General features: G+C 43.1%; 16 protein-coding genes, 5 tRNA genes and 1 pseudogene. 21 read left to right on the top strand and 1 reads right to left on the bottom strand.

What is annotated here, in order from left to right:
* Positions 1-4: 4 nt before the first annotated feature.
* The 20 genes from AB8P51_RS02630 to AB8P51_RS02725 all read left to right on the top strand — a co-directional run bounded on the left by AB8P51_RS02630 (position 5) and on the right by AB8P51_RS02725 (position 17,258).
* A complete protein-coding gene (locus tag AB8P51_RS02630; protein ID WP_369747218.1) occupies positions 5-847 on the top strand; it encodes a ComEA family DNA-binding protein in 843 nt (280 codons plus the stop codon).
* 11 nt (positions 848-858) lie between these two features.
* Positions 859-2,022: an acyl-CoA dehydrogenase family protein gene (locus AB8P51_RS02635; RefSeq protein ID WP_369747219.1), complete on the top strand. Its 1,164-nt coding sequence runs from the start codon at positions 859-861 to the stop codon at positions 2,020-2,022.
* 70 nt (positions 2,023-2,092) lie between these two features.
* Positions 2,093-2,287, top strand: a complete 195-nt coding sequence (gene rpsU / locus AB8P51_RS02640; protein ID WP_019671394.1) for a 30S ribosomal protein S21 — start codon at positions 2,093-2,095, stop codon at positions 2,285-2,287.
* 90 nt (positions 2,288-2,377) lie between these two features.
* The gene (locus AB8P51_RS02645; protein WP_369747686.1) at positions 2,378-3,268 is read left to right on the top strand and encodes a tyrosine-type recombinase/integrase; all 891 of its coding nucleotides are present in this window, start codon (positions 2,378-2,380) and stop codon (positions 3,266-3,268) included.
* Positions 3,269-3,307: 39 nt separating this feature from the next.
* The gene (hpf, locus tag AB8P51_RS02650) at positions 3,308-3,625 is read left to right on the top strand and encodes a ribosome hibernation-promoting factor, HPF/YfiA family (protein ID WP_369747220.1); all 318 of its coding nucleotides are present in this window, start codon (positions 3,308-3,310) and stop codon (positions 3,623-3,625) included.
* A gap of 85 nt (positions 3,626-3,710) precedes the next feature.
* Positions 3,711-3,784 (top strand) — tRNA-Thr (locus AB8P51_RS02655).
* A 21-nt stretch (positions 3,785-3,805) separates the two neighbouring features.
* Positions 3,806-3,887 (top strand) — tRNA-Tyr (locus AB8P51_RS02660).
* Between the two features lie 104 nt (positions 3,888-3,991).
* Positions 3,992-4,064 (top strand) — tRNA-Gly (locus AB8P51_RS02665).
* 89 nt (positions 4,065-4,153) lie between these two features.
* Positions 4,154-4,225: transfer RNA gene (locus AB8P51_RS02670), tRNA-Thr, on the top strand.
* Positions 4,226-4,279: 54 nt separating this feature from the next.
* Positions 4,280-5,467, top strand: a complete 1,188-nt coding sequence (tuf, locus tag AB8P51_RS02675; RefSeq protein WP_369747221.1) for an elongation factor Tu — start codon at positions 4,280-4,282, stop codon at positions 5,465-5,467.
* A gap of 65 nt (positions 5,468-5,532) precedes the next feature.
* Positions 5,533-5,605: transfer RNA gene (locus AB8P51_RS02680), tRNA-Trp, on the top strand.
* A 64-nt stretch (positions 5,606-5,669) separates the two neighbouring features.
* Positions 5,670-5,855: a preprotein translocase subunit SecE gene (gene secE / locus AB8P51_RS02685; protein WP_369747222.1), complete on the top strand. Its 186-nt coding sequence runs from the start codon at positions 5,670-5,672 to the stop codon at positions 5,853-5,855.
* Between the two features lie 8 nt (positions 5,856-5,863).
* Positions 5,864-6,415 carry a transcription termination/antitermination protein NusG gene (nusG, locus tag AB8P51_RS02690; protein WP_369747223.1) on the top strand — a complete coding sequence of 184 codons (552 nt, stop codon included), beginning with the start codon at positions 5,864-5,866 and terminating at the stop codon, positions 6,413-6,415.
* A 70-nt stretch (positions 6,416-6,485) separates the two neighbouring features.
* Positions 6,486-6,923, top strand: coding sequence for a 50S ribosomal protein L11 (gene rplK / locus AB8P51_RS02695; RefSeq protein ID WP_369747224.1), 438 nt, complete (start codon positions 6,486-6,488; stop codon positions 6,921-6,923).
* Positions 6,924-6,944: 21 nt separating this feature from the next.
* The gene (gene rplA, locus AB8P51_RS02700; RefSeq protein ID WP_369747225.1) at positions 6,945-7,634 is read left to right on the top strand and encodes a 50S ribosomal protein L1; all 690 of its coding nucleotides are present in this window, start codon (positions 6,945-6,947) and stop codon (positions 7,632-7,634) included.
* Between the two features lie 18 nt (positions 7,635-7,652).
* On the top strand, positions 7,653-8,168 hold the full coding sequence (rplJ, locus tag AB8P51_RS02705; protein WP_369747226.1) for a 50S ribosomal protein L10: 516 nt from the start codon (positions 7,653-7,655) through the stop codon (positions 8,166-8,168).
* Positions 8,169-8,200: 32 nt separating this feature from the next.
* Positions 8,201-8,602: a 50S ribosomal protein L7/L12 gene (gene rplL, locus AB8P51_RS02710; RefSeq protein ID WP_369747687.1), complete on the top strand. Its 402-nt coding sequence runs from the start codon at positions 8,201-8,203 to the stop codon at positions 8,600-8,602.
* A 131-nt stretch (positions 8,603-8,733) separates the two neighbouring features.
* On the top strand, positions 8,734-12,543 hold the full coding sequence (rpoB, locus tag AB8P51_RS02715) for a DNA-directed RNA polymerase subunit beta (protein WP_369747227.1): 3,810 nt from the start codon (positions 8,734-8,736) through the stop codon (positions 12,541-12,543).
* A 45-nt stretch (positions 12,544-12,588) separates the two neighbouring features.
* Positions 12,589-16,887: a DNA-directed RNA polymerase subunit beta' gene (rpoC, locus tag AB8P51_RS02720; RefSeq protein WP_369747228.1), complete on the top strand. Its 4,299-nt coding sequence runs from the start codon at positions 12,589-12,591 to the stop codon at positions 16,885-16,887.
* Between the two features lie 59 nt (positions 16,888-16,946).
* Positions 16,947-17,258 carry a DUF3467 domain-containing protein gene (locus tag AB8P51_RS02725; protein WP_369747229.1) on the top strand — a complete coding sequence of 104 codons (312 nt, stop codon included), beginning with the start codon at positions 16,947-16,949 and terminating at the stop codon, positions 17,256-17,258.
* A 54-nt stretch (positions 17,259-17,312) separates the two neighbouring features.
* Here the strand turns inward: AB8P51_RS02725 and AB8P51_RS02730 are convergent, their stop codons facing one another.
* Positions 17,313-18,902 carry a peptide chain release factor 3 gene (locus AB8P51_RS02730; RefSeq protein ID WP_369747230.1) on the bottom strand — a complete coding sequence of 530 codons (1,590 nt, stop codon included), beginning with the start codon at positions 18,900-18,902 and terminating at the stop codon, positions 17,313-17,315.
* A gap of 390 nt (positions 18,903-19,292) precedes the next feature.
* On the opposite strand from AB8P51_RS02730, the pseudogene AB8P51_RS02735 reads away from it, so the two are divergent.
* A pseudogene (locus tag AB8P51_RS02735) lies at positions 19,293-21,041 on the top strand (hypothetical protein); the annotation flags it as partial.

The following is a 21,041-nucleotide window of genomic DNA, read 5'->3' on the forward strand; positions in this document are numbered from 1 at the left end:
AAAAATGAAATCCCATTTCCGGTTCAGCAAACAGGAAAAACGAGGGATCTTCTTTTTACTCTTCCTGATTGCCTCCTTGCAATCCGGATTTTATTTTATCAATTTAAAATCGACTCGGGAAAAAGAGCCGTATTTTACTGTGGATACCCTCGCACAGGCATTTATCGACAGTGTTAAAGCATCTTCGCCAAAGAATGACAGGTTTAAACTAAGACCCTTTAATCCTAACTTTATTACAGATTACAGGGGCTATGTCCTCGGCATTTCTTCGGAAGAACTCGACCGACTTTACGCCTTTCGAAAAATAGGGCAGTACATCAGAACCGCAGAAGAATTTCAGGCAGTCACCCAAATTTCTGATGAGCTGCTCACGCAGGTAGAACCTTATTTTAAGTTTCCCAGTTTTAGACATAATAATAAAACCCAATCAGGCGCTGTCGAGGTAGTCAATCCCAAAGACCTGAATTCGGCAACGGCCACAGATTTACAGCAGATTTCCGGGATCGGACCGGTTCTGTCTTCCCGTATCATAAGGTTCCGTGATCGTCTGGGTGGATTTATAGTTACCGAACAACTTCTGGATGTTTATGGCCTCGACAGGGAAGTCGCGGAAAAAGCGATGAAAGTATTTCAGGTTTTAAGTACTCCTGAGATTCGGAAGATTAACCTGAATAAAGCTCAGGTGAACGAGCTCACAAGCCTGGTCTATTTAAATCGGGAAATCGCCAGAAAGATTGTAGCTTACCGTGAGCAGCATGGCAGATACGACTCAATCGAACAATTAACAAAAATTGAAGATTTTCCAACAGAACGGATTCAGAGAATTAAGCTATATTTGGCCCTGTAAAAATTGCTATTATGATCACTGGAACAATGACTGAATTTGGGTTCGACTATTCGGAAACCCAGCGTATGATTGCTGAGTCAGCAAAGCAATTTGCTGAGCAGCACATCAAACCCTTTGTAATGGAATGGGATGAGTCTCAGGAATTTCCCGTTGACGTTTTTAAGAAAGCCGGAAAAATGGGCTTTATGGGGGTTCTCGTGCCGGAGACACTTGGAGGATCTGGCCTGGGATATCACGAGTATATCGCCATCATTGAAGAGATTTCCAAGGTGGATCCGTCGATAGGATTGTCTGTTGCAGCTCATAATTCGCTTTGCACTAATCATATTTTAACTTTCGGGAATGCCGAGCAGAAGGATCGATGGATCCCCAGACTTGCATCTGCAGAGTGGATCGGAGCCTGGGGTCTTACCGAGCACAATACAGGGTCAGATGCAGGAGGGATGAACACCACGGCGGTTAGAGATGGAGATGAGTGGATTCTCAACGGAGCAAAAAATTTTATTACCCATGGCATCAGCGGGGACATTGCAGTAGTAATTGCCCGCACTGGCGAGAAAGGAGACAGCCACGGGATGACAGCCTTCGCCATTGAAAAGGGTACCAAAGGCTTCTCTAGTGGTAAAAAGGAAGATAAACTGGGAATGCGCGCCAGTGAAACAGCTGAGCTCATCTTTGACAATTGCCGAATTCCGGATGAAAACAGAATTGGCGAAGTGGGCGATGGATTTATTCAATCCATGAAAATTCTCGACGGAGGAAGAATATCTATCGGAGCACTCTCTCTGGGCATCGCTAAAGGAGCTTATGAAGCAGCCCTGAAATACTCCAAAGAGAGGATTCAGTTTGGGAAACCTATTAGTTCGTTTCAGGGGATTTCCTTTAAACTGGCAGATATGGCTACCGAGATTGAGGCTTCAGAATTGTTGCTGCACAAGGCCGCATTTTTAAAAAACCAGGGCAGGAAAATGACCAAGTGGAGTGCCATGTCAAAAATGTATGCATCTGAGGTCTGTGTAAAAGTGGCTAACGAAGCTGTCCAGATCCATGGTGGATATGGTTATACTAAGGATTTTCCCGTAGAAAAATTTTACAGGGATTCCAAGCTCTGCACTATCGGGGAAGGCACTACTGAAATCCAAAAAGTGGTCATTGCGAAGAATATTTTAAAATAAGTTTGTTTCTAACCGATTTTTCGTTTTATCTTTGCAGTCCCGAATCCCTAAAGAAAGGAGGTTGTAGCCCATGTTAATAATACCAGTTAAAGAAGGAGAAAATATAGACAGAGCGCTGAAGCGTTTTAAACGTAAGTTTGACAGGACAGGTACGATGAGGCAATTGAGAAAGCGCCAGCAGTTTACCAAACCTTCTGTAGAAAGAAGACAACAGATCCAAAAGGCTCAGTACATTCAAGGCCTTAGGGACCAAGAAGAGATATAATACTCAAAAATTACACTCAAAGAAAAATCTTGCTCAGGCGAGATTTTTTTTTTGCCCTAATCTCAAATGGGGCTTTTGTATCTTTGGAATATGGCCGTGGATGCATTCATATCTTACCTCTCTCTTGAAAAAAATTATTCCCCTCATACCCTGAAGGCCTACGGGAAGGATTTACAGGATTGTAGTTCATTTTTGCAATCTTTACAAAATGAACTCTCCCTTGAGGAAGCTAATTATAATGACATCAGGAACTGGATCGTCTCCCTCGTTGAAGAGGGACTAAGTAATCGAAGTGTAAACAGAAAGATCACTTCTCTAAAAACCTATTACAAATTTCTGCTGAAAATAGGTGCCATTCAGACGAATCCCCTCGCCAGGCATAAGGCGTTGAAAACGTCAAAAAAAATTGAAATTCCATTTTCTCAGGCCGAGATGTCCACCTTATTCAACGAGTTTCCTTTTACAGATGATTTTGAAGGTATCAGGGACAGATTGATCATAGAATTGTTCTACGCTACCGGCATCCGCCGCTCCGAACTGATAAACCTCCGATTATCCGACCTGGATCTCCCCAATGGAAATATCAAAGTGCTGGGCAAGCGCAATAAAGAGCGAATTATTCCCCTGCTGGCAAGTACAAGAGGTCTTTTTGAGGCCTATCTCACAGCGCGGGAGGAGGTTGAAAATTCAGCCCTGTCTGAATACCTGTTTATAACATCAAAGGGGAAGAAAGTCTACGAAACACTTGTTTATAGAATTATAAATGGATATTTTAGTAAGGTGTCAAGTAAGGTAAAAAAAAGCCCACATATCCTTCGGCACACATTTGCCACCCATATGCTCAATCAGGGAGCCGACTTAAATTCGGTTAAGGAATTGCTGGGGCACTCCAGCTTGGCATCGACACAGGTTTATACACACAATAGTATAGCCGAACTTAAAAAAGTTCATTCCAGGGCACACCCCAGGAATAAAAAGTGACAGAATTCCATCATTGTTTAACTCAAAATTTTTTAATGTATGAAAGTAAATACGCAATCTGTAAATTTCAATGCTGATATTAAATTGATAGAGTTTATACAGAAACGCCTGGACAAACTCGAATTGTTTTATGATAGGATCATCAATTCGGATGTGTATTTAAAAGTTGAAAATACAAGTGAAAAGGAGAACAAAATTGTTGAAATCAAGGTGCATATTCCCGGAGACACTTTTATCGTAAAAAAACAGTGTAAAACCTTTGAAGAAGCAGTTGATTCTGCCTGTAGCTCCGTCGAGAGGAAACTATTGAAAAAGAAACAAAAACCGAGGGTTTCCCCTGCTTTAAAATTTTTGTAAAATAGTTTTGTTTAAAATAAAAATTATCTACATTTGCAGTCCGTTAGAAATAGCGGACTTTTTTATGCATTTAAAGGCGCTTAAAGCCGATGTAGCTCAGCTGGCTAGAGCAGCTGATTTGTAATCAGCAGGTCGTGGGTTCGAGTCCCTCTATCGGCTCAAAAAAAGGAATAAAAAAGAGGGGAGATACTCAAGCGGCCAACGAGGGCAGACTGTAAATCTGCTGACTATGTCTTCGCAGGTTCGAATCCTGCTCTCCCCACGAGAATGATCTGAGAGCAGTGCCACATTGAATTGCGGAGCATTGCGGAAGATAAAAAAGCGTTCGGGATTAATTCCCTGACATATTGGAATACCAAAATTAATGCGGGAGTAGCTCAGTTGGTAGAGCGTCAGCCTTCCAAGCTGAATGTCGCCGGTTCGAACCCGGTCTCCCGCTCTAGAACTTTGAGTAAACGTTTGCTGTTTGGGGTGATGGTTGCAAGGGTGTGGTCACAAGTCCCTGAACATAAACTAAACACCCAAAATGCCGACGTAGCTCAGGGGTAGAGCGTTTCCTTGGTAAGGAAGAGGTCACGGGTTCAATTCCCGTCGTTGGCTCTGCGAAGAAAAACATTTGTACACTAATATAAACTAAGATTAAAATCCACAAAAATGGCAAAGGAAACTTTTGATCGTTCCAAACCGCACTTAAATATTGGTACTATTGGACACGTAGATCACGGTAAAACTACATTGACAGCAGCTATTACTACAGTATTATCCAACGCAGGATTATCTGAAGTAAGAAGCTTTGATTCTATTGATAATGCTCCTGAAGAAAAAGAAAGGGGTATTACGATCAATACGTCACACGTTGAGTATCAGACTGCAAATCGTCACTATGCTCACGTAGATTGTCCTGGTCACGCTGACTATGTAAAGAACATGGTTACAGGTGCTGCTCAGATGGACGGAGCGATCCTTGTTGTTGCTGCAACTGACGGACCGATGCCACAAACTCGCGAGCACATCCTTTTAGGACGTCAGGTAGGTATTCCACGAATCGTTGTTTTCCTTAACAAGGTTGACATGGTGGATGATGAAGAATTGTTGGAGCTTGTTGAAATGGAAGTAAGAGAATTGCTTTCTTTCTACGAGTACGATGGAGACAACGGACCTGTAATTTCTGGTTCTGCTCTTGGAGCCCTCAACGGGGAGCAAAAATGGGTAGATACCGTAATGGAGTTGATGGAAGCTGTTGATACATGGATCGAATTGCCGGAAAGGGATGTAGACAAGCCATTCCTGATGCCAGTTGAAGATGTATTCACTATCACAGGACGTGGAACAGTTGCTACCGGAAGAATTGAAACCGGGGTGGCCAACACAGGAGATCCTGTAGATATCATCGGAATGGGAGCTGAAAAATTAACTTCTACAATTACAGGGGTTGAAATGTTCCGTAAAATCCTTGACAGAGGAGAAGCTGGTGATAACGTTGGTATCCTTTTAAGAGGAATTGAGAAGTCTGACATCAAAAGAGGTATGGTTATTTGTAAGCCGGGATCGGTTACACCACACGCCAAATTTGAAGCGGAAGTTTATATCCTTAAAAAAGAAGAAGGCGGAAGACACACTCCATTCCACAACAACTATCGTCCACAGTTCTATGTAAGAACAACCGACGTTACTGGAACTATTAATCTTCCTAGTGGTGTTGAGATGGTAATGCCAGGGGATAACCTTACCATTACTGTTGATCTTCTTCAGCCTATTGCCCTTAGCGTCGGACTGCGTTTCGCTATCCGTGAGGGAGGTAGAACTGTAGGAGCCGGACAGGTCACCAAAATTTTAGATTAAAAAGTAAAAGTTTATATACTTAAGGGTATCCCGCTACGGCGGGATGCCTTTCAATGTAAATAAATACGGGTGTAGCTCAGTTGGTAGAGCACTGGTCTCCAAAACCAGGTGTCGGGAGTTCGAGTCTCTCCTCCCGTGCACAAACAGAGACGGTTGGAAAAATTATCGAAGAAGAATTTCACAACCCAAAAACAAGTACAAGATGATTACCTATATTAAAGAATCTTTTGAAGAATTGAAGCACAATGTTACTTTGCCCACCAGGGCAGAGTCTTCAAACCTGATGGTAATTGTCGCTGTATTTTCCATTTTATTCGCCTTGGCTACCTGGGGTGTGGATACGGTTTTTAGCAAGTTAATTCAACTGTATTTTGATACCTTAAATTAATCGGTTCTATGTCTGAAGTATTGGAGAAAAAATGGTATGTGGTAAGAGCCGTTAGTGGTCAGGAAAACAAGATCAAAGGCTATATCAAATCTGAAGTAGAAAGAGCCGGTTTTGGTGACTATCTGGAAGAGGTTCTTGTACCAACAGAAAAAGTTGTTCAGATCAGGAATGGAAAAAAGATCAACAAGGAGAGAGTATACTTTCCTGGATACATTATGATCAAAGCCAACCTGGGAGGAGAAATGGTACATATTATAAGGTCTATTACCAATGTAATTGGCTTTTTAGGAGAAACTAAAGGTGGTGATCCTGTCCCGCTGAGGAAATCGGAAGTAAACCGTATGCTTGGTAAGGTGGATGAACTGGCTGTAAATACAGACAGTGTAGCCATACCTTTTGTTTTAGGTGAGACCGTAAAAGTAATAGATGGTCCATTCAACGGCTTTAATGGAACCGTTGAACGTATCAATGAAGAAAAGAGAAAGCTGGAGGTGATGGTAAAGATTTTTGGGAGAAAGACTCCTCTGGAACTCAGCTATATGCAGGTAGAAAAAGTTTAATACAAGTGTTACATATATAAGAGCTGTGTTGCTTCCAAATTAAACACGGTTTGAAATTTAATTTTAAACAATGGCAAAAGAAGTAAGTAAAGTAGTTAAACTACAAGTTAGGGGAGGTGTCGCGAATCCATCGCCACCGGTTGGACCCGCTTTAGGTGCTGCCGGCGTTAACATCATGGAGTTCTGTAAGCAATTTAATGCCAGAACTCAGGACAAGCAGGGTAAGATCCTGCCTGTGGTTATCACCGTGTATAAAGACAAGTCGTTCGACTTTGTCGTAAAGACACCGCCAGCGGCAGTACAACTTATGGAAGCGGCTAAGATTAAAAAAGGATCTGGCGAACCTAACCGAGTAAAATCAGGAAACGTTACCTGGGATCAGGTTAAGGCAATTGCAGAAGACAAAATGGTAGATTTAAATGCATTTACTGTTGAATCAGCAATGAGCATGGTCGCCGGTACTGCGAGATCTATGGGTCTCAAAGTTGCAGGTAAAAGACCTTTTTAAAATCTTATAAAGCATTTTTTTATGGCAAAGTTAACTAAGAAGCAAAAGGAAGCCAGGGCTAAAATTGAAAAAGATAAGCTCTATTCCATAGAAGAAGCTTCGTCCCTTATAAAGGAAATCACCAATACTAAATTTGACGCATCCGTTGATCTGGCTGTTCGCCTGGGAGTAGATCCCAGAAAAGCAAATCAGATGGTTCGTGGAGTAGTAACCCTACCACACGGAACAGGAAAAGATGTGAAAGTTTTGGCACTGGTAACTCCTGATAAAGAGGCGGAAGCTACAGAAGCCGGTGCAGATTTCGTCGGATTAGATGAGTATCTGGATAAGATCAAGGGCGGTTGGACCGATGTTGATGTGATCATCACCATGCCAAGCGTAATGGGTAAACTTGGACCTCTGGGAAGAATTCTCGGACCTCGTGGACTCATGCCCAATCCTAAGACCGGAACAGTAACCATGGATATCGCTAAAGCGGTCTCTGAGGTAAAAGCAGGTAAAATCGATTTTAAGGTAGATAAGACTGGAATTGTCCATGCGGCCATCGGAAAAGCTTCTTTTTCGGCTGATAAGATCGCTGGCAACGCCAAAGAACTTTTAGATACCCTGAATAAGATGAAGCCCACAGCGGCCAAAGGTGTGTACATGAAAAGCATTTACATGTCAAGTACCATGAGTCCCAGTGTACAATTAGATCCAAAAGCGGTTTAATTCTGAAAATGTAACGTAATGACAAGAGAAGAAAAAGCTATAGTAATAAAAGATCTGACTGCGCAACTGGCCGAGAATACTACCATTTATCTGGCAGATATTTCGGGCTTGGACGCTATGACCACTTCAGATTTGAGAAGAGCCTGCTTTAAGGCAAATATCAAGTTGTCAGTGGTGAAGAACACTTTATTGGCAAAAGCCATGGAGGCTTCTGACAAAGAATTTGGTGAACTTCCGGAGGTGCTTGCGGGCAATACCTCTTTAATGTTCTCCGAAACCGGGAATGCCCCGGCAAAACTTATCAAAACCTTTCGTAAAAAATCGGATAAACCCTTACTTAAAGGTGCCTTTATTGAAGAGGCCATCTTTGTAGGAGATGATAAGTTGGAAACCCTGGTAGGTATTAAATCGAAGGAAGAAGTAATCGGTGATATCATCGGATTGCTCCAGTCTCCTGCTAAGAATGTGATCTCCGGCCTTAAGTCGGGTGGTGGCAAACTGGCCGGTATCCTGAAAACCTTATCAGAAAAATAATCAGTACGCACTAAAACAAGCATAATTTTAAAATTTTATTAAACGATAGAAAAATGGCAGATTTAAAAGATTTCGCAGAACAATTGGTTAATCTCACTGTAAAAGAAGTGAACGAATTAGCTGATATCCTAAAAGAAGAATACGGTATTGAGCCCGCTGCTGCAGCTGTAGCTGTTGCTGGTGGTGCTGCCGGAGGTGGAGAAGCTGAAGCCGCAGAAGAGAAAACAGAATTTGATGTTATCCTTACAGCTGCAGGTGGATCTAAACTCGCCGTAGTTAAATTGGTGAAAGAATTAACTGGTCTTGGACTGAAAGATGCTAAAGACATTGTTGACAGCGCACCAAAAGCCGTTAAAGAAGCTGTGTCTAAAGACGAAGCTGAAGGCATCAAAAAATCTTTGGAAGAAGCAGGAGCAGAAGTTGAGCTTAAATAATTGCGACGACCATATGGTTTTGGTTTAGGTCTTTCCGCCCTCAGGGTGGCTAGACCTAAACCCTTTTATAGATAGTATACGAAGTCGTATACAACCCATTATAGTATTCACGTTCAAAATTTTGTCCATAGATGTTCACAAAACAAACTGAAAGAATAAGTTTCGCATCCGCTAAGAACATACCGGATTATCCGGATTTCTTGGACATTCAGATTAAGTCATTTCAAGATTTTTTTCAGCTTGAAACAAAATCTGACGAAAGGGGCAATGAAGGCTTGTACAACACCTTCATGGAAAACTTTCCCATCACCGATACGAGGAACCAGTTTGTGCTGGAGTTCCTTGATTATTTCATAGATCCGCCACGTTACTCCATCCAGGAGTGTATTGAGCGTGGTCTCACCTATAGCGTGCCACTTAAGGCAAGGCTAAAACTCTACTGTACAGATCCCGAACATGAGGATTTTGAAACCATCGTACAGGATGTATACCTGGGAACGATTCCCTACATGACCCCCAGTGGAACTTTTGTGATCAATGGAGCCGAGCGTGTTGTAGTTTCTCAGCTGCACCGTTCTCCGGGAGTTTTCTTCGGACAGTCGTTCCACGCAAACGGAACTAAATTATACTCTGCCCGGGTAATCCCATTTAAAGGATCCTGGATTGAATTCGCGACCGATATCAATAGCGTTATGTACGCTTATATCGACCGAAAGAAAAAATTACCAGTAACCACTTTATTCAGGGCTATTGGTTTCGAAAGAGATAAGGATATCCTTGAGATTTTCGACCTATCTGAAGAGGTAAAAGTTTCCAAAACTGGCCTTACCAAGGTATTGGGCAGAAAACTCGCTGCCAGAGTTCTCAATACCTGGCATGAAGATTTTGTGGATGAAGATACAGGAGAGGTTGTTTCTATTGAAAGAAACGAGATCGTCCTCGACAGGGATACTGTACTGGAAAAAGATCATATTCAGCAGATCATTGACGCTGATGTAAAAACGATTTTATTGCACAAGGAGAATAATGCGCAGAGTGATTATGCCATTATTCACAATACCCTGCAAAAAGACCCTACCAACTCTGAAAAAGAAGCGGTTGAACACATCTACCGCCAGTTGAGAAATGCTGAACCGCCGGATGAAGAAACTGCCAGAGGTATCATCGACAAGTTGTTCTTCTCTGATCAGCGATACAACCTGGGTGAAGTAGGAAGGTACCGGATGAATAAAAAACTGGGACTTGATATCGGGATGGACAAACAGGTCCTTACTAAAGAGGATATCATCACCATCATCAAGTATCTTATTGAATTGATTAATTCCAAGGCAGAGATTGATGATATCGATCACCTTTCTAACCGAAGGGTAAGGACAGTTGGGGAACAACTTTCTTCTCAGTTCGGTGTTGGTCTTGCCCGTATGGCAAGAACAATCCGTGAAAGGATGAACGTAAGGGATAATGAAGTATTTACCCCGATCGACCTGATTAACGCGAAGACACTCTCTTCTGTGATCAATTCTTTCTTTGGAACGAATCAGCTCTCACAGTTTATGGACCAGACGAATCCCCTTGCGGAAATTACGCATAAAAGGAGGTTGTCTGCACTAGGGCCAGGTGGTTTATCAAGGGAAAGAGCCGGTTTTGAGGTAAGGGACGTTCACTATACTCATTACGGCCGACTTTGTCCTATTGAAACGCCGGAAGGACCTAATATCGGACTTATTTCTTCACTGTCTGTTTTTGCAAAAGTCAATTCAATGGGCTTCCTTGAAACTCCTTATCGCAAGGTTGCTAAAGGAAAAGTTGATACCAAAGAATTTATCTACCTCAGTGCGGAAGAAGAAGAAGGAATGAAGATCTCTCAGGCGAATATCCCTCTGAAAAAAGACGGAACCATTGATCGTGAAAAGGTCATTGCCCGTGAAGAAGGAGATTTCCCCGTAGTAGATCCTTCAGAAGTAAACTATACAGACGTTGCACCTAATCAGATTGCATCTATTTCGGCTTCTCTTATTCCTTTCCTGGAACACGATGATGCCAACAGGGCTTTGATGGGATCAAACATGATGCGTCAGGCTGTACCTCTCTTAAAACCCCAGTCGCCTATTGTTGGGACCGGACTAGAAAGACAGGTGGCTTCAGATTCAAGAGTATTGATCAATGCTGAGGGAGACGGAGTAATTGAGTATGTAGATTCCAAGAAGATCACCATCAAATACAGCAGATCCGAAGAGGAACGTATGGTGAGTTTTGAGGACGATTCAAAGACCTACGAGTTGGTTAAGTTCAGGAAAACCAACCAGGGAACCAGTATCAACCTTAAGCCGATCGTTAAGAAAGGTGACAAGGTTAAGAAAGGTCAGGTTCTTTGTGAGGGTTATGCCACCGAAAGTGGAGAACTGGCCCTAGGTAGAAACCTGAAAGTGGCCTTTATGCCATGGAAAGGATACAATTTTGAGGATGCTATCGTAATCTCAGAAAAGGTGGTCCGTGAAGATATTTTCACCTCCATCCATATCGATGAATATTCTCTGGAAGTTAGGGACACTAAGCTGGGAGCTGAAGAGCTTACCAATGATATTCCCAACGTTTCAGAAGAAGCAACTAAGGACCTTGATGAATACGGAATGATTCGTATTGGGGCCGAGGTAAAACCGGGAGACATTCTAATCGGGAAGATCACTCCTAAGGGAGAATCAGATCCAACTCCGGAAGAGAAACTGCTCAGGGCAATTTTCGGAGATAAAGCCGGAGATGTAAAAGACGCCTCTTTAAAGGCTTCTCCTTCATTGAGGGGTGTGGTAATCGACAAGAAATTATTCTCCAGGTCGATCAAGGATAAGCGAAAGCGATCTGAAGACAAGGAAGCGATCAACGCGCTGGAACTTGAATACGAAGTGAAATTTCAGGAGCTGAAAGATGTTCTGGTGGAAAAACTTTTCAAAATGATCAATGGAAAAACCTCTCAGGGGGTTGCCAATGATCTTGGGGAAGAAGTATTACCTAAGGGTAAGAAATACACCATGAAGATGCTGAACGCTGTGGATGATTTCGCCCACCTGGTTAGCGGAAGCTGGACAACAGACAAGGCAACCAATGCGATGGTAGCTGATCTTCTGCACAATTATAAGATCAAGTTAAACGATCTGCAGGGGAATCTCAGAAGAGATAAGTTTACTATTTCTGTCGGGGATGAACTTCCTGCTGGGATCATGAAACTGGCTAAGGTATATATCGCCAAGAAGAGAAAACTGAAGGTAGGGGATAAGATGGCAGGACGACACGGAAACAAAGGTATTGTTGCCCGTATTGTTCGCCAGGAAGACATGCCTTTCCTTGAAGACGGAACGCCCGTAGATATCGTATTAAACCCTCTGGGAGTACCTTCGAGGATGAATATCGGGCAGATTTACGAAACAGTTCTCGGATGGGCAGGTCAGAAATTAGACAAGAAATTTGCCACTCCGATCTTTGATGGGGCCACCATTGAACAGATCGATAATCTGACAGAAGAAGCAGGTGTTCCTCAATTCGGGCATACCTATCTGTACGATGGAGGAACCGGTGAACGATTCGACCAGGCAGCAACTGTAGGTGTGATCTACATGCTGAAATTAGGACATATGGTCGATGATAAGATGCACGCACGTTCCATAGGACCGTATTCTTTGATAACGCAGCAACCCCTGGGAGGAAAAGCCCAGTTTGGTGGACAGCGATTTGGAGAGATGGAAGTTTGGGCACTGCAGGCATATGGCGCGTCGGCAACATTAAGGGAAATCCTTACTGTAAAGTCGGATGACGTTATCGGAAGGGCGAAAACTTACGAGTCGATCGTAAAAGGCGAAACCATGCCGGAACCTGGATTACCAGAATCTTTCAACGTATTGATGCACGAACTTAAAGGTTTGGGCTTGGATATCAGATTGGAAGAATAATTAGAGTACCTGTTACACATTTAATTTAGTATCACTAATAGCATTATGGCTAGACATCACGATAACACAGCAGTAAAGAGGTTTAACAAGATTTCCATTGGCCTGGCATCTCCGGAATCCATTCTGGCGGAGTCGAGAGGTGAAGTCCTCAAACCTGAAACAATTAACTACAGAACACACAAGCCTGAAAGGGATGGTTTGTTCTGTGAGCGCATCTTTGGGCCGGTAAAAGATTACGAGTGTGCTTGTGGAAAGTACAAAAGGATCCGATACCGCGGCATCGTATGTGATCGTTGTGGGGTTGAGGTAACTGAGAAAAAAGTACGTAGAGACCGGGTAGGACACATCAATCTGGTGGTTCCTGTTGCCCATATCTGGTATTTCCGTTCCCTTCCCAACAAAATAGGTTACTTGCTGGGCTTGCCCTCCAAGAAGCTCGATATGATCATTTACTACGAGCGCTATGTAGTTATTCAGCCCGGAATTGCACAAGGACCGGAAGGAGAAGAACTGAAGATGCTCGATTTCCTCACAGAAGAGGAATATCTGAACATCATGGAATCGATTCCACCGGAAAATCAATACCTGGAAGATTCTGACCCCAATAAGTTTATTGCTAAAATGGGTGCTGAATGTTTGATTGATTTGTTGTCGAGGATCGACCTTAAAGAGCTTTCCTATAATCTGAGACACAAGGCCAATACGGAAACCTCGAAGCAGCGTAAGACGGAAGCCCTGAAGCGACTTCAGGTAGTGGAGGCTTTACGTGAATCTCAGGATAACCGGGAGAACAGGCCTGAATGGATGATTATGAAGGTAGTTCCTGTGATCCCACCAGAACTGAGGCCATTAGTACCACTTGATGGTGGTCGATTTGCCACTTCTGACCTTAATGATCTGTACAGAAGGGTGATCATCAGAAATAACCGTTTAAAGCGATTGATGGAAATCAAAGCCCCCGAAGTCATCCTCAGAAATGAGAAAAGGATGCTTCAGGAAGCTGTTGACTCCCTTTTTGATAATACAAGAAAAGCATCGGCTGTTAAAACCGAGTCGAACCGACCATTAAAGTCTCTTTCCGATTCCCTTAAAGGGAAACAAGGTAGGTTCCGTCAGAACCTCCTGGGAAAACGTGTTGATTATTCTGCTCGTTCAGTGATCGTAGTAGGTCCTGAAATGAGTTTGTATGAGTGCGGTTTGCCGAAAGATATGGCTGCAGAGCTTTACAAGCCATTTGTAATCAGGAAACTGATTGAAAGAGGGATCGTTAAGACTGTAAAATCAGCCAAAAAGATCATCGATAAGAAAGAGCCGGTAGTTTGGGATATACTTGAAAATGTTCTTAAAGGACATCCTGTATTACTCAACAGGGCCCCCACGCTACACAGATTGGGAATTCAGGCCTTTCAGCCAAAATTGATCGAAGGAAAGGCTATTCGCCTGCATCCCCTGGTATGTACTGCATTTAACGCAGATTTTGACGGGGATCAGATGGCAGTTCACCTTCCGTTAGGCCCTGAAGCGATCCTGGAATCACAACTGTTGATGCTGGCATCGCACAACATACTTAATCCCGCAAACGGTTCACCTATTACGGTTCCTTCTCAGGATATGGTACTCGGATTGTACTATATGACCAAAGAAAGGAAGTCGACCAAGGAAACGCCGGTTAAGGGAGAAGGACTTACTTTTTACTCTTATGAAGAGGTAGTGATTGCCTTTAATGAGGGCAGGGTTGAACTCAACGCTGGTATTAAAGTAAGGGCGAAGGATTTTAATGAAGAAGGAGAGCTGGTTAATCAGATCATACAGACAACAGTAGGAAGGGTTCTATTTAATATGGTAGTACCTGAACAAGCTGGTTATGTCAATGATGTACTGAACAAAAAATCGCTGAGGGATATTATCGGAAAGATACTTTCTGTAACTGATGTGCCAACAACAGCTGATTTCCTTGACAAAATCAAGACAATGGGATACGAGTTTGCCTTTAAAGGTGGCTTGTCCTTTAGCCTCGGGGATATCATTATCCCACAGGAAAAACACGAAATGATCGATGATGCCAACCAACAGGTTGATGGCATTATGATGAATTATAATATGGGTCTGATCACCAACAACGAACGCTATAATCAGGTGATCGATGTATGGACCTCCACAAACGCCATGCTTACAGAGTTGGCTATGAAGAGGATTCGGGAAGACCAGCAGGGCTTCAACTCTGTGTATATGATGCTCGATTCCGGAGCAAGGGGGTCTAAAGAACAGATCAGACAGCTTACCGGAATGAGGGGATTGATGGCAAAACCAAAGAAATCCACAGCAGGAGGAGGAGAGATTATCGAAAACCCGATTCTTTCTAACTTTAAAGAGGGACTTTCTATTCTGGAATACTTTATATCCACTCACGGTGCACGTAAAGGATTGGCAGATACCGCCCTAAAAACAGCAGATGCTGGTTACCTTACGCGACGACTCGTTGATGTTTCTCAGGATGTAATCGTCAATATTGAAGATTGCGATACACTGAGAGGTATTGAAGTTGAAGCGCTTAAGAAGAATGAAGAGGTGGTGGAAACCCTGGGAGAAAGGATTCTTGGCCGGGTTGCCTTACACGATGTATATGACCCGCTGACAGAAGAACTTCTTCTCAAGGCAGGACAACAGATCATGGAGGCCGATGTAAGAAAAATTGAAGCTTCTCCAATTGAAAGGGTTGAAGTGAGATCAGCACTTACATGCGAAGCTCAGAAAGGAATCTGTGCGAAATGCTACGGAAGAAACCTGGCGACCAATAAAATGGTACAGCGAGGTGAAGCGGTTGGTGTTGTGGCTGCACAGTCAATCGGGGAACCGGGAACACAGCTTACGCTGCGTACCTTCCACGTTGGAGGTATTGCCGGTAACATTTCGGAAGACAATAAGCTGGAAGCCAAATTCGACGGCAAGGCTGAAATTGAGGACCTGCGTATCGTAAAAGGCGAGAATAGTGAAGGTAAGCCTGTAGATATTGTGATCTCCAGAACCTCTGAGGTAAAGATTGTAGATGGTAAAACAGGAATTACGCTGAGTACCAATAACATTCCTTACGGATCTCAGATATTTATCAAGAACGGAGCGAAACTGAAAAAAGGTCAGTTGATCTGTCAGTGGGATCCTTATAACGGTGTTATTGTTTCTGAATTCCCGGGTAAAATTGCCTATGAAAATATAGAGCAGGGAGTAACTTACCAGGTGGAAATTGATGAGCAAACCGGATTCCAGGAGAAAGTAATTTCTGAATCGAGGAATAAAAAGCTTATTCCAACACTGCTGATCAAAAATACCAAAGATGAAGTGCTGCGTTCCTACAATTTACCTGTAGGTTCTCACATCATGGTTGATGACGGAGATAAGATTAAGGAAGGTAAGATTCTGGTGAAAATACCACGTAAATCTGCAAAAGCAGGAGATATTACAGGAGGTCTGCCAAGAGTAACAGAGTTATTCGAAGCGCGTAATCCTTCTAATCCAGCTGTAGTTTCAGAAATTGACGGGGTTGTTTCCTTTGGTAAAATCAAAAGAGGAAACCGAGAGATCATCATTGAATCAAAGTTGGGCGAACAGAAGAAATACCTTGTCAAACTTTCGAACCAGATCCTTGTACAGGAAAATGACTATGTGAGGGCAGGAATGCCATTGTCTGATGGTTCTATCACGCCTGAAGACATCCTGGCCATAAAAGGTCCTTCTGCTGTTCAGCAGTATCTTGTAAATGAGGTACAGGAGGTATATCGTCTGCAAGGGGTGAAGATCAATGACAAGCACTTTGAAGTGGTTGTTCGCCAGATGATGCGTAAAGTGCGTATTGAGGATCCGGGAGATACAATATTCCTTGAAAATCAATTAGTCCACAAGGACGATTTCATTAGGGAGAACGACGAGATCTACGGCAAAAAAGTTGTTGAAGATGCCGGAGAATCTGAAAACCTTAAACCCGGGCAGATCATTTCTGCACGTGATTTAAGAGACGAGAATTCTATCCTGAAACGCTCAGATAAAAATCTGGTTACTGCCAGAGATGCCGTTGCAGCAACTGCTACACCGGTTCTCCAGGGTATTACCAGGGCATCACTGCAAACCAAATCGTTTATTTCGGCCGCATCCTTCCAGGAAACGACCAAAGTATTAAACGAGGCAGCGGTAAGCGGTAAGGTTGATGATCTTGAAGGCCTGAAGGAAAATGTTATTGTTGGGCATAAAATACCCGCCGGTACAGGAATGCGAGATTATGAATCTATCATCGTGGGCTCCAAACAGGAGTACGATGAGATCATGGCCCGCAAGGAAGAATTAAAATTCTAATACCAAAACCCTCAACCTTCAGGTTGGGGGTTTTTTGTTTAACTCTAAAATATCAGGCCATGGCCGAAAAAGACAAAAAGCAAAAACAGATCAATATAGAACTGGATGAAAAAATGGCCGAAGGGGTGTATTCAAACCTGGCTATCATCAATCATTCCGTGTCCGAGTTTGTTATAGATTTTATCAGTCTGATGCCGGGGGCTCCCAAAGCCAAGGTAAAGAGCAGGATCGTACTCACTCCTCAGCACGCCAAGAAATTCCTCAAGGCGCTGAGTGACAATGTTAGTAGGTTTGAAAACGCACATGGAACCATTAAGGACTATGAACAACCTCCTATCCCGTTGAATTTCGGGCCAACTGGGGAGGCATAAAACAAAAAATCCGGAATATGTTCCGGATTTTTTTTGCCTAATTTATACTGTATTTTATGCGAATTCAGACGTAAAATGCAATTTCACCTTAGGGTATTTCTGTTGAGTCATTTGCAATGAAAATGCCGAATCAGCCAGGAATACCAGCTGCCCTCGTTTATCAGTAGCGAGGAATTTTTGCTTTACTCTTTTAAATTCCCTGAATTCTTCACTACCAGGGTCCTCCGGTTCTACCCAGCAGGCTTTGTGTACCGGGAAATTCTCATAGGTGCATTTAGCGCCGTATTCGTGCTCGAGACGATACTGAATAACCTCATACTGCAGAGCTCCCACTGTACCGATCACCTTCCTGCCATTGAGTTCAAGGGTAAATAACTGGGCCACCCCTTCATCCATAAGCTGGTCGATCCCTTTGTACAACTGCTTCGCCTTCATTGGGTCGGCATTGTTGATATATCTGAAATGTTCCGGGGAAAAACTGGGTATTCCTTTGTAGTGTATACTTTCCCCTTCCGTTAGTGTGTCCCCGATCTTAAAGTTCCCGGTATCGTGAAGGCCAACAATATCCCCTGGAAATGAGGTGTCTACAATCTCTTTCTTCTCAGCAAAAAAAGCATTGGGACTGGAGAATTTAAGCTTTTTGTCATGCCTGACATGCAGGTAGGGTTTATTGCGCTCAAAAGTCCCGGAGACCACTTTTACAAACGCGAGTCGATCCCTGTGTTTAGGGTCCATATTGGCGTGTATCTTAAAGACAAAGCCGGTCATTTGTTTCTCATCGGCTTTTACCAGGCGCTCTTCAGCCATTTTGTCCCTGGGTGGCGGTGCGATCTCAATAAAACAATCAAGCAATTCCCGAACTCCAAAATTATTCAGTGCGGAACCAAAGAAAACAGGTTGCTGATTTCCGGCCAGATAGGCTTCCTTGTTAAAAGGGGGATAAACACCTTCAATGAGCTCGAGGTTTTCCCTGAGGGTATCGGCTGAAGTGTTCCCAATTATTTTATCGAGATCCGGATTGCTGAGGTCGTCAAAAGCGATGGTCTCTTCTATATTTTTTTTACTATCCCCGCTAAAAAGGTTAATGTTTTTCTCGTAAATGTTGTAGATGCCTTTAAAATCGTATCCCATACCAATGGGAAAACTCAAAGGGCTAACAGTAAGGCCTAATTTCTGTTCCACCTCGTCAAGAAGATCAAATGCATCTTTTCCTTCCCGGTCGAGTTTATTGATAAAAACGATCATAGGGATTTTCCTCATCCTGCAGACTTCCACCAGTTTCTCGGTCTGTTCTTCCACCCCTTTGGCAACATCAATTACGACAATAACGCTGTCTACTGCCGTTAAGGTTCTGAAAGTATCCTCTGCGAAATCCTTGTGACCCGGGGTGTCGAGAATATTGATCTTTTTATCCCTGTAAATAAATGCAAGTACAGAGGTGGCAACGGAAATTCCCCTTTGCCTTTCAATCTCCATAAAGTCGCTGGTGGCCGACTTCTTTATCTTGTTATTTTTAACTGCCCCGGCCTCCTGGATGGCCCCCCCGAATAAGAGTAATTTTTCGGTAAGGGTGGTCTTTCCCGCATCAGGGTGGGAGATGATCCCAAATGTCCGGCGTTTTGCTATTTCCTGTTTAAAATTCACTAAAAAAATTTTTGCAAAAGTAATGGATTTTATCTGGATGAGATCGGTATACCACCCTTATAAGAGGAATGGTTCCCTTATGTTTTTTCCAAATTTGAAATTTAGACCAAATACACAGCAAAAGGGATGAGCTGCAGATAACTTCGATAAAGGGAAGCAAACTGTTTGGGATTCAGCAAAATTCGAAGATATAAATTGTAAGAAAAAACCTACTTAAATTCAGTTTATCGATTATTCAGGTCGGTTAAAGATAGTCAGAAAAGAAAGGCTGGAAACAATTTGATGATCTTCCTGAATGCCATATCTTGCAGGCTACTGTTAGATTCCCAAAATCTTACCAAAAGTAATTTATCCACGTTATGGTGCTTGAGATAAACAAAGCTAGCCTATATGGAGAACATTACTTTTTATAAGGGACAAAAAACTCTTTTTGTCACTTTACTTATTTCCTTTTTCCTGTTAATACCTTCGCCTGATTCCTATGGAAGTATTGATCCGATCGCTGTTACTTTGGAGCTTTCCAAGGGTAAGGATACAGATGGTGATGGTATTAAGGACAAAGATGATATCGATGATGACAATGATGGTATTCTCGATACTGTAGAAGGAGAACAAACTGATACTGATGGTGACGGAATCCCTAACTCCCTTGACATCGATTCGGATAATGATGGGATTCTCGATAATATAGAAGCCCAGACTGACGCAGGTTACCTTGCTCCTTCGGGAATTGATGCGAATGGTGACGGACTTGATGACATATATGCCTGTAATAATGAAGGTGACGATGACGACGATGATGATGATGATGACGGAGACGGAGTCTGTAATTACAATAGTAAAGAGGCTAAGTATAAAGGTAAAGACAAGGTTACCCTTTGTCATAAAGAAGATAAAAGTCCAAACAACCCACGCAACGGGTACCACGAGATCACCGTAGCACCATCAGCTGTGCAGGCTCACCTCGATCATGGCGATACCTTGGGACCATGTCCTGAAGTACCTGAGCCATGCGGCCTAACCCCTGTTGATACAGATGGGGACGGTATTCCGGATTATATCGACATCGATTCGGATAATGATGGGATCCTCGACAACGTGGAAGCTCAGACAACCTCCGGATTTATACCTGTTTGTACCAACGACAGCGACGGCAACGGCCTTGATGATCATTATGAAAGTTCTCCCGGAGCTGGTGAAGGATTAGATCCTGTTAATACAGATGGTGACAACAATCCCGATTACAGGGATATCGATTCTGACAATGATGGAATTCCTGATAATGTAGAAGCTCAGACGACAGCCGGCTATGTGCCACCTACCGGGATGGACACGGACAATGACGGGCTCGACGATGCTTATGAGAATAATGGGATTACTCCCCAGAACACTGACGGGACAGATGAGGTAGATTTCAGAGACCTCGATACAGATAATGATACTGTTCCTGACAATAATGAAGGGAATGATTTTAATTTTGACGGTATCCCCGATCAGACCTTTACAGGAAATGATTCGGATGGGGACGGCTTGGATGACGGTTATGAAGGTTTAAATCCTAATGATGGATTTGATGTAAATGACGAAATAAATGATCCGGCCAATGACCTTCCCGATACCGATGGGACTGATGACGTGAACTACCGTGATCTCGATGATGATGGTGATGGTATTGATACTCCTGATGAGGACGATAATGAAAATGGGGACCCCACAGATGATGATACCGATGATGATGGTACACCAGACTATCTGGATCCCGATAATGATGGGGATTCTGACGGGGATGGAGTAACAGATGACGATGAAGAAGATGACGGAACCGATCCAAACGACCCATGTGATTTTATCCTTGCTAGTCAGACCGTAGACCCTTCAGACGATTGGAATGCCTCTGATTGCGATGGTGATGGAGTTACCAATAGTGATGAAGTTACCGATGGAACCGATCCCCTGGATCCGTGTTCCTATAATCCTGACAGTGTAACCCTTGATCAAAGTGGGGATTACCTGGTTGAAGATTGTGACGGTGATGGCGTAACCAATGGTGACGAACTAACCGATAATACAGATCCACTCGATGCCTGCGACTTTGTATTGGCAAGTCAGACGGTTGATCCTTCTGCCGACTGGAATGCC

This window comes from Muriicola sp. SD30 (assembly GCF_041205185.1).
Taxonomy (GTDB): domain Bacteria; phylum Bacteroidota; class Bacteroidia; order Flavobacteriales; family Flavobacteriaceae; genus Muriicola.

Excerpts from the sequence above, each read along its gene's own strand:
- AB8P51_RS02630 (WP_369747218.1), top strand. The coding sequence starts at position 5 with ATGAAATCCCATTTCCGGTTCAGCAAACAGGAAAAACGAGGGATCTTC.
- AB8P51_RS02635 (WP_369747219.1), top strand. The coding sequence starts at position 859 with ATGATCACTGGAACAATGACTGAATTTGGGTTCGACTATTCGGAAACC.
- rpsU (WP_019671394.1), top strand. The coding sequence starts at position 2,093 with ATGTTAATAATACCAGTTAAAGAAGGAGAAAATATAGACAGAGCGCTG.
- AB8P51_RS02645 (WP_369747686.1), top strand. The coding sequence starts at position 2,378 with ATGGCCGTGGATGCATTCATATCTTACCTCTCTCTTGAAAAAAATTAT.
- hpf (WP_369747220.1), top strand. The coding sequence starts at position 3,308 with ATGAAAGTAAATACGCAATCTGTAAATTTCAATGCTGATATTAAATTG.
- tuf (WP_369747221.1), top strand. The coding sequence starts at position 4,280 with ATGGCAAAGGAAACTTTTGATCGTTCCAAACCGCACTTAAATATTGGT.
- secE (WP_369747222.1), top strand. The coding sequence starts at position 5,670 with ATGATTACCTATATTAAAGAATCTTTTGAAGAATTGAAGCACAATGTT.
- nusG (WP_369747223.1), top strand. The coding sequence starts at position 5,864 with ATGTCTGAAGTATTGGAGAAAAAATGGTATGTGGTAAGAGCCGTTAGT.
- rplK (WP_369747224.1), top strand. The coding sequence starts at position 6,486 with ATGGCAAAAGAAGTAAGTAAAGTAGTTAAACTACAAGTTAGGGGAGGT.
- rplA (WP_369747225.1), top strand. The coding sequence starts at position 6,945 with ATGGCAAAGTTAACTAAGAAGCAAAAGGAAGCCAGGGCTAAAATTGAA.
- rplJ (WP_369747226.1), top strand. The coding sequence starts at position 7,653 with ATGACAAGAGAAGAAAAAGCTATAGTAATAAAAGATCTGACTGCGCAA.
- rpoB (WP_369747227.1), top strand. The coding sequence starts at position 8,734 with ATGTTCACAAAACAAACTGAAAGAATAAGTTTCGCATCCGCTAAGAAC.
- rpoC (WP_369747228.1), top strand. The coding sequence starts at position 12,589 with ATGGCTAGACATCACGATAACACAGCAGTAAAGAGGTTTAACAAGATT.
- AB8P51_RS02725 (WP_369747229.1), top strand. The coding sequence starts at position 16,947 with ATGGCCGAAAAAGACAAAAAGCAAAAACAGATCAATATAGAACTGGAT.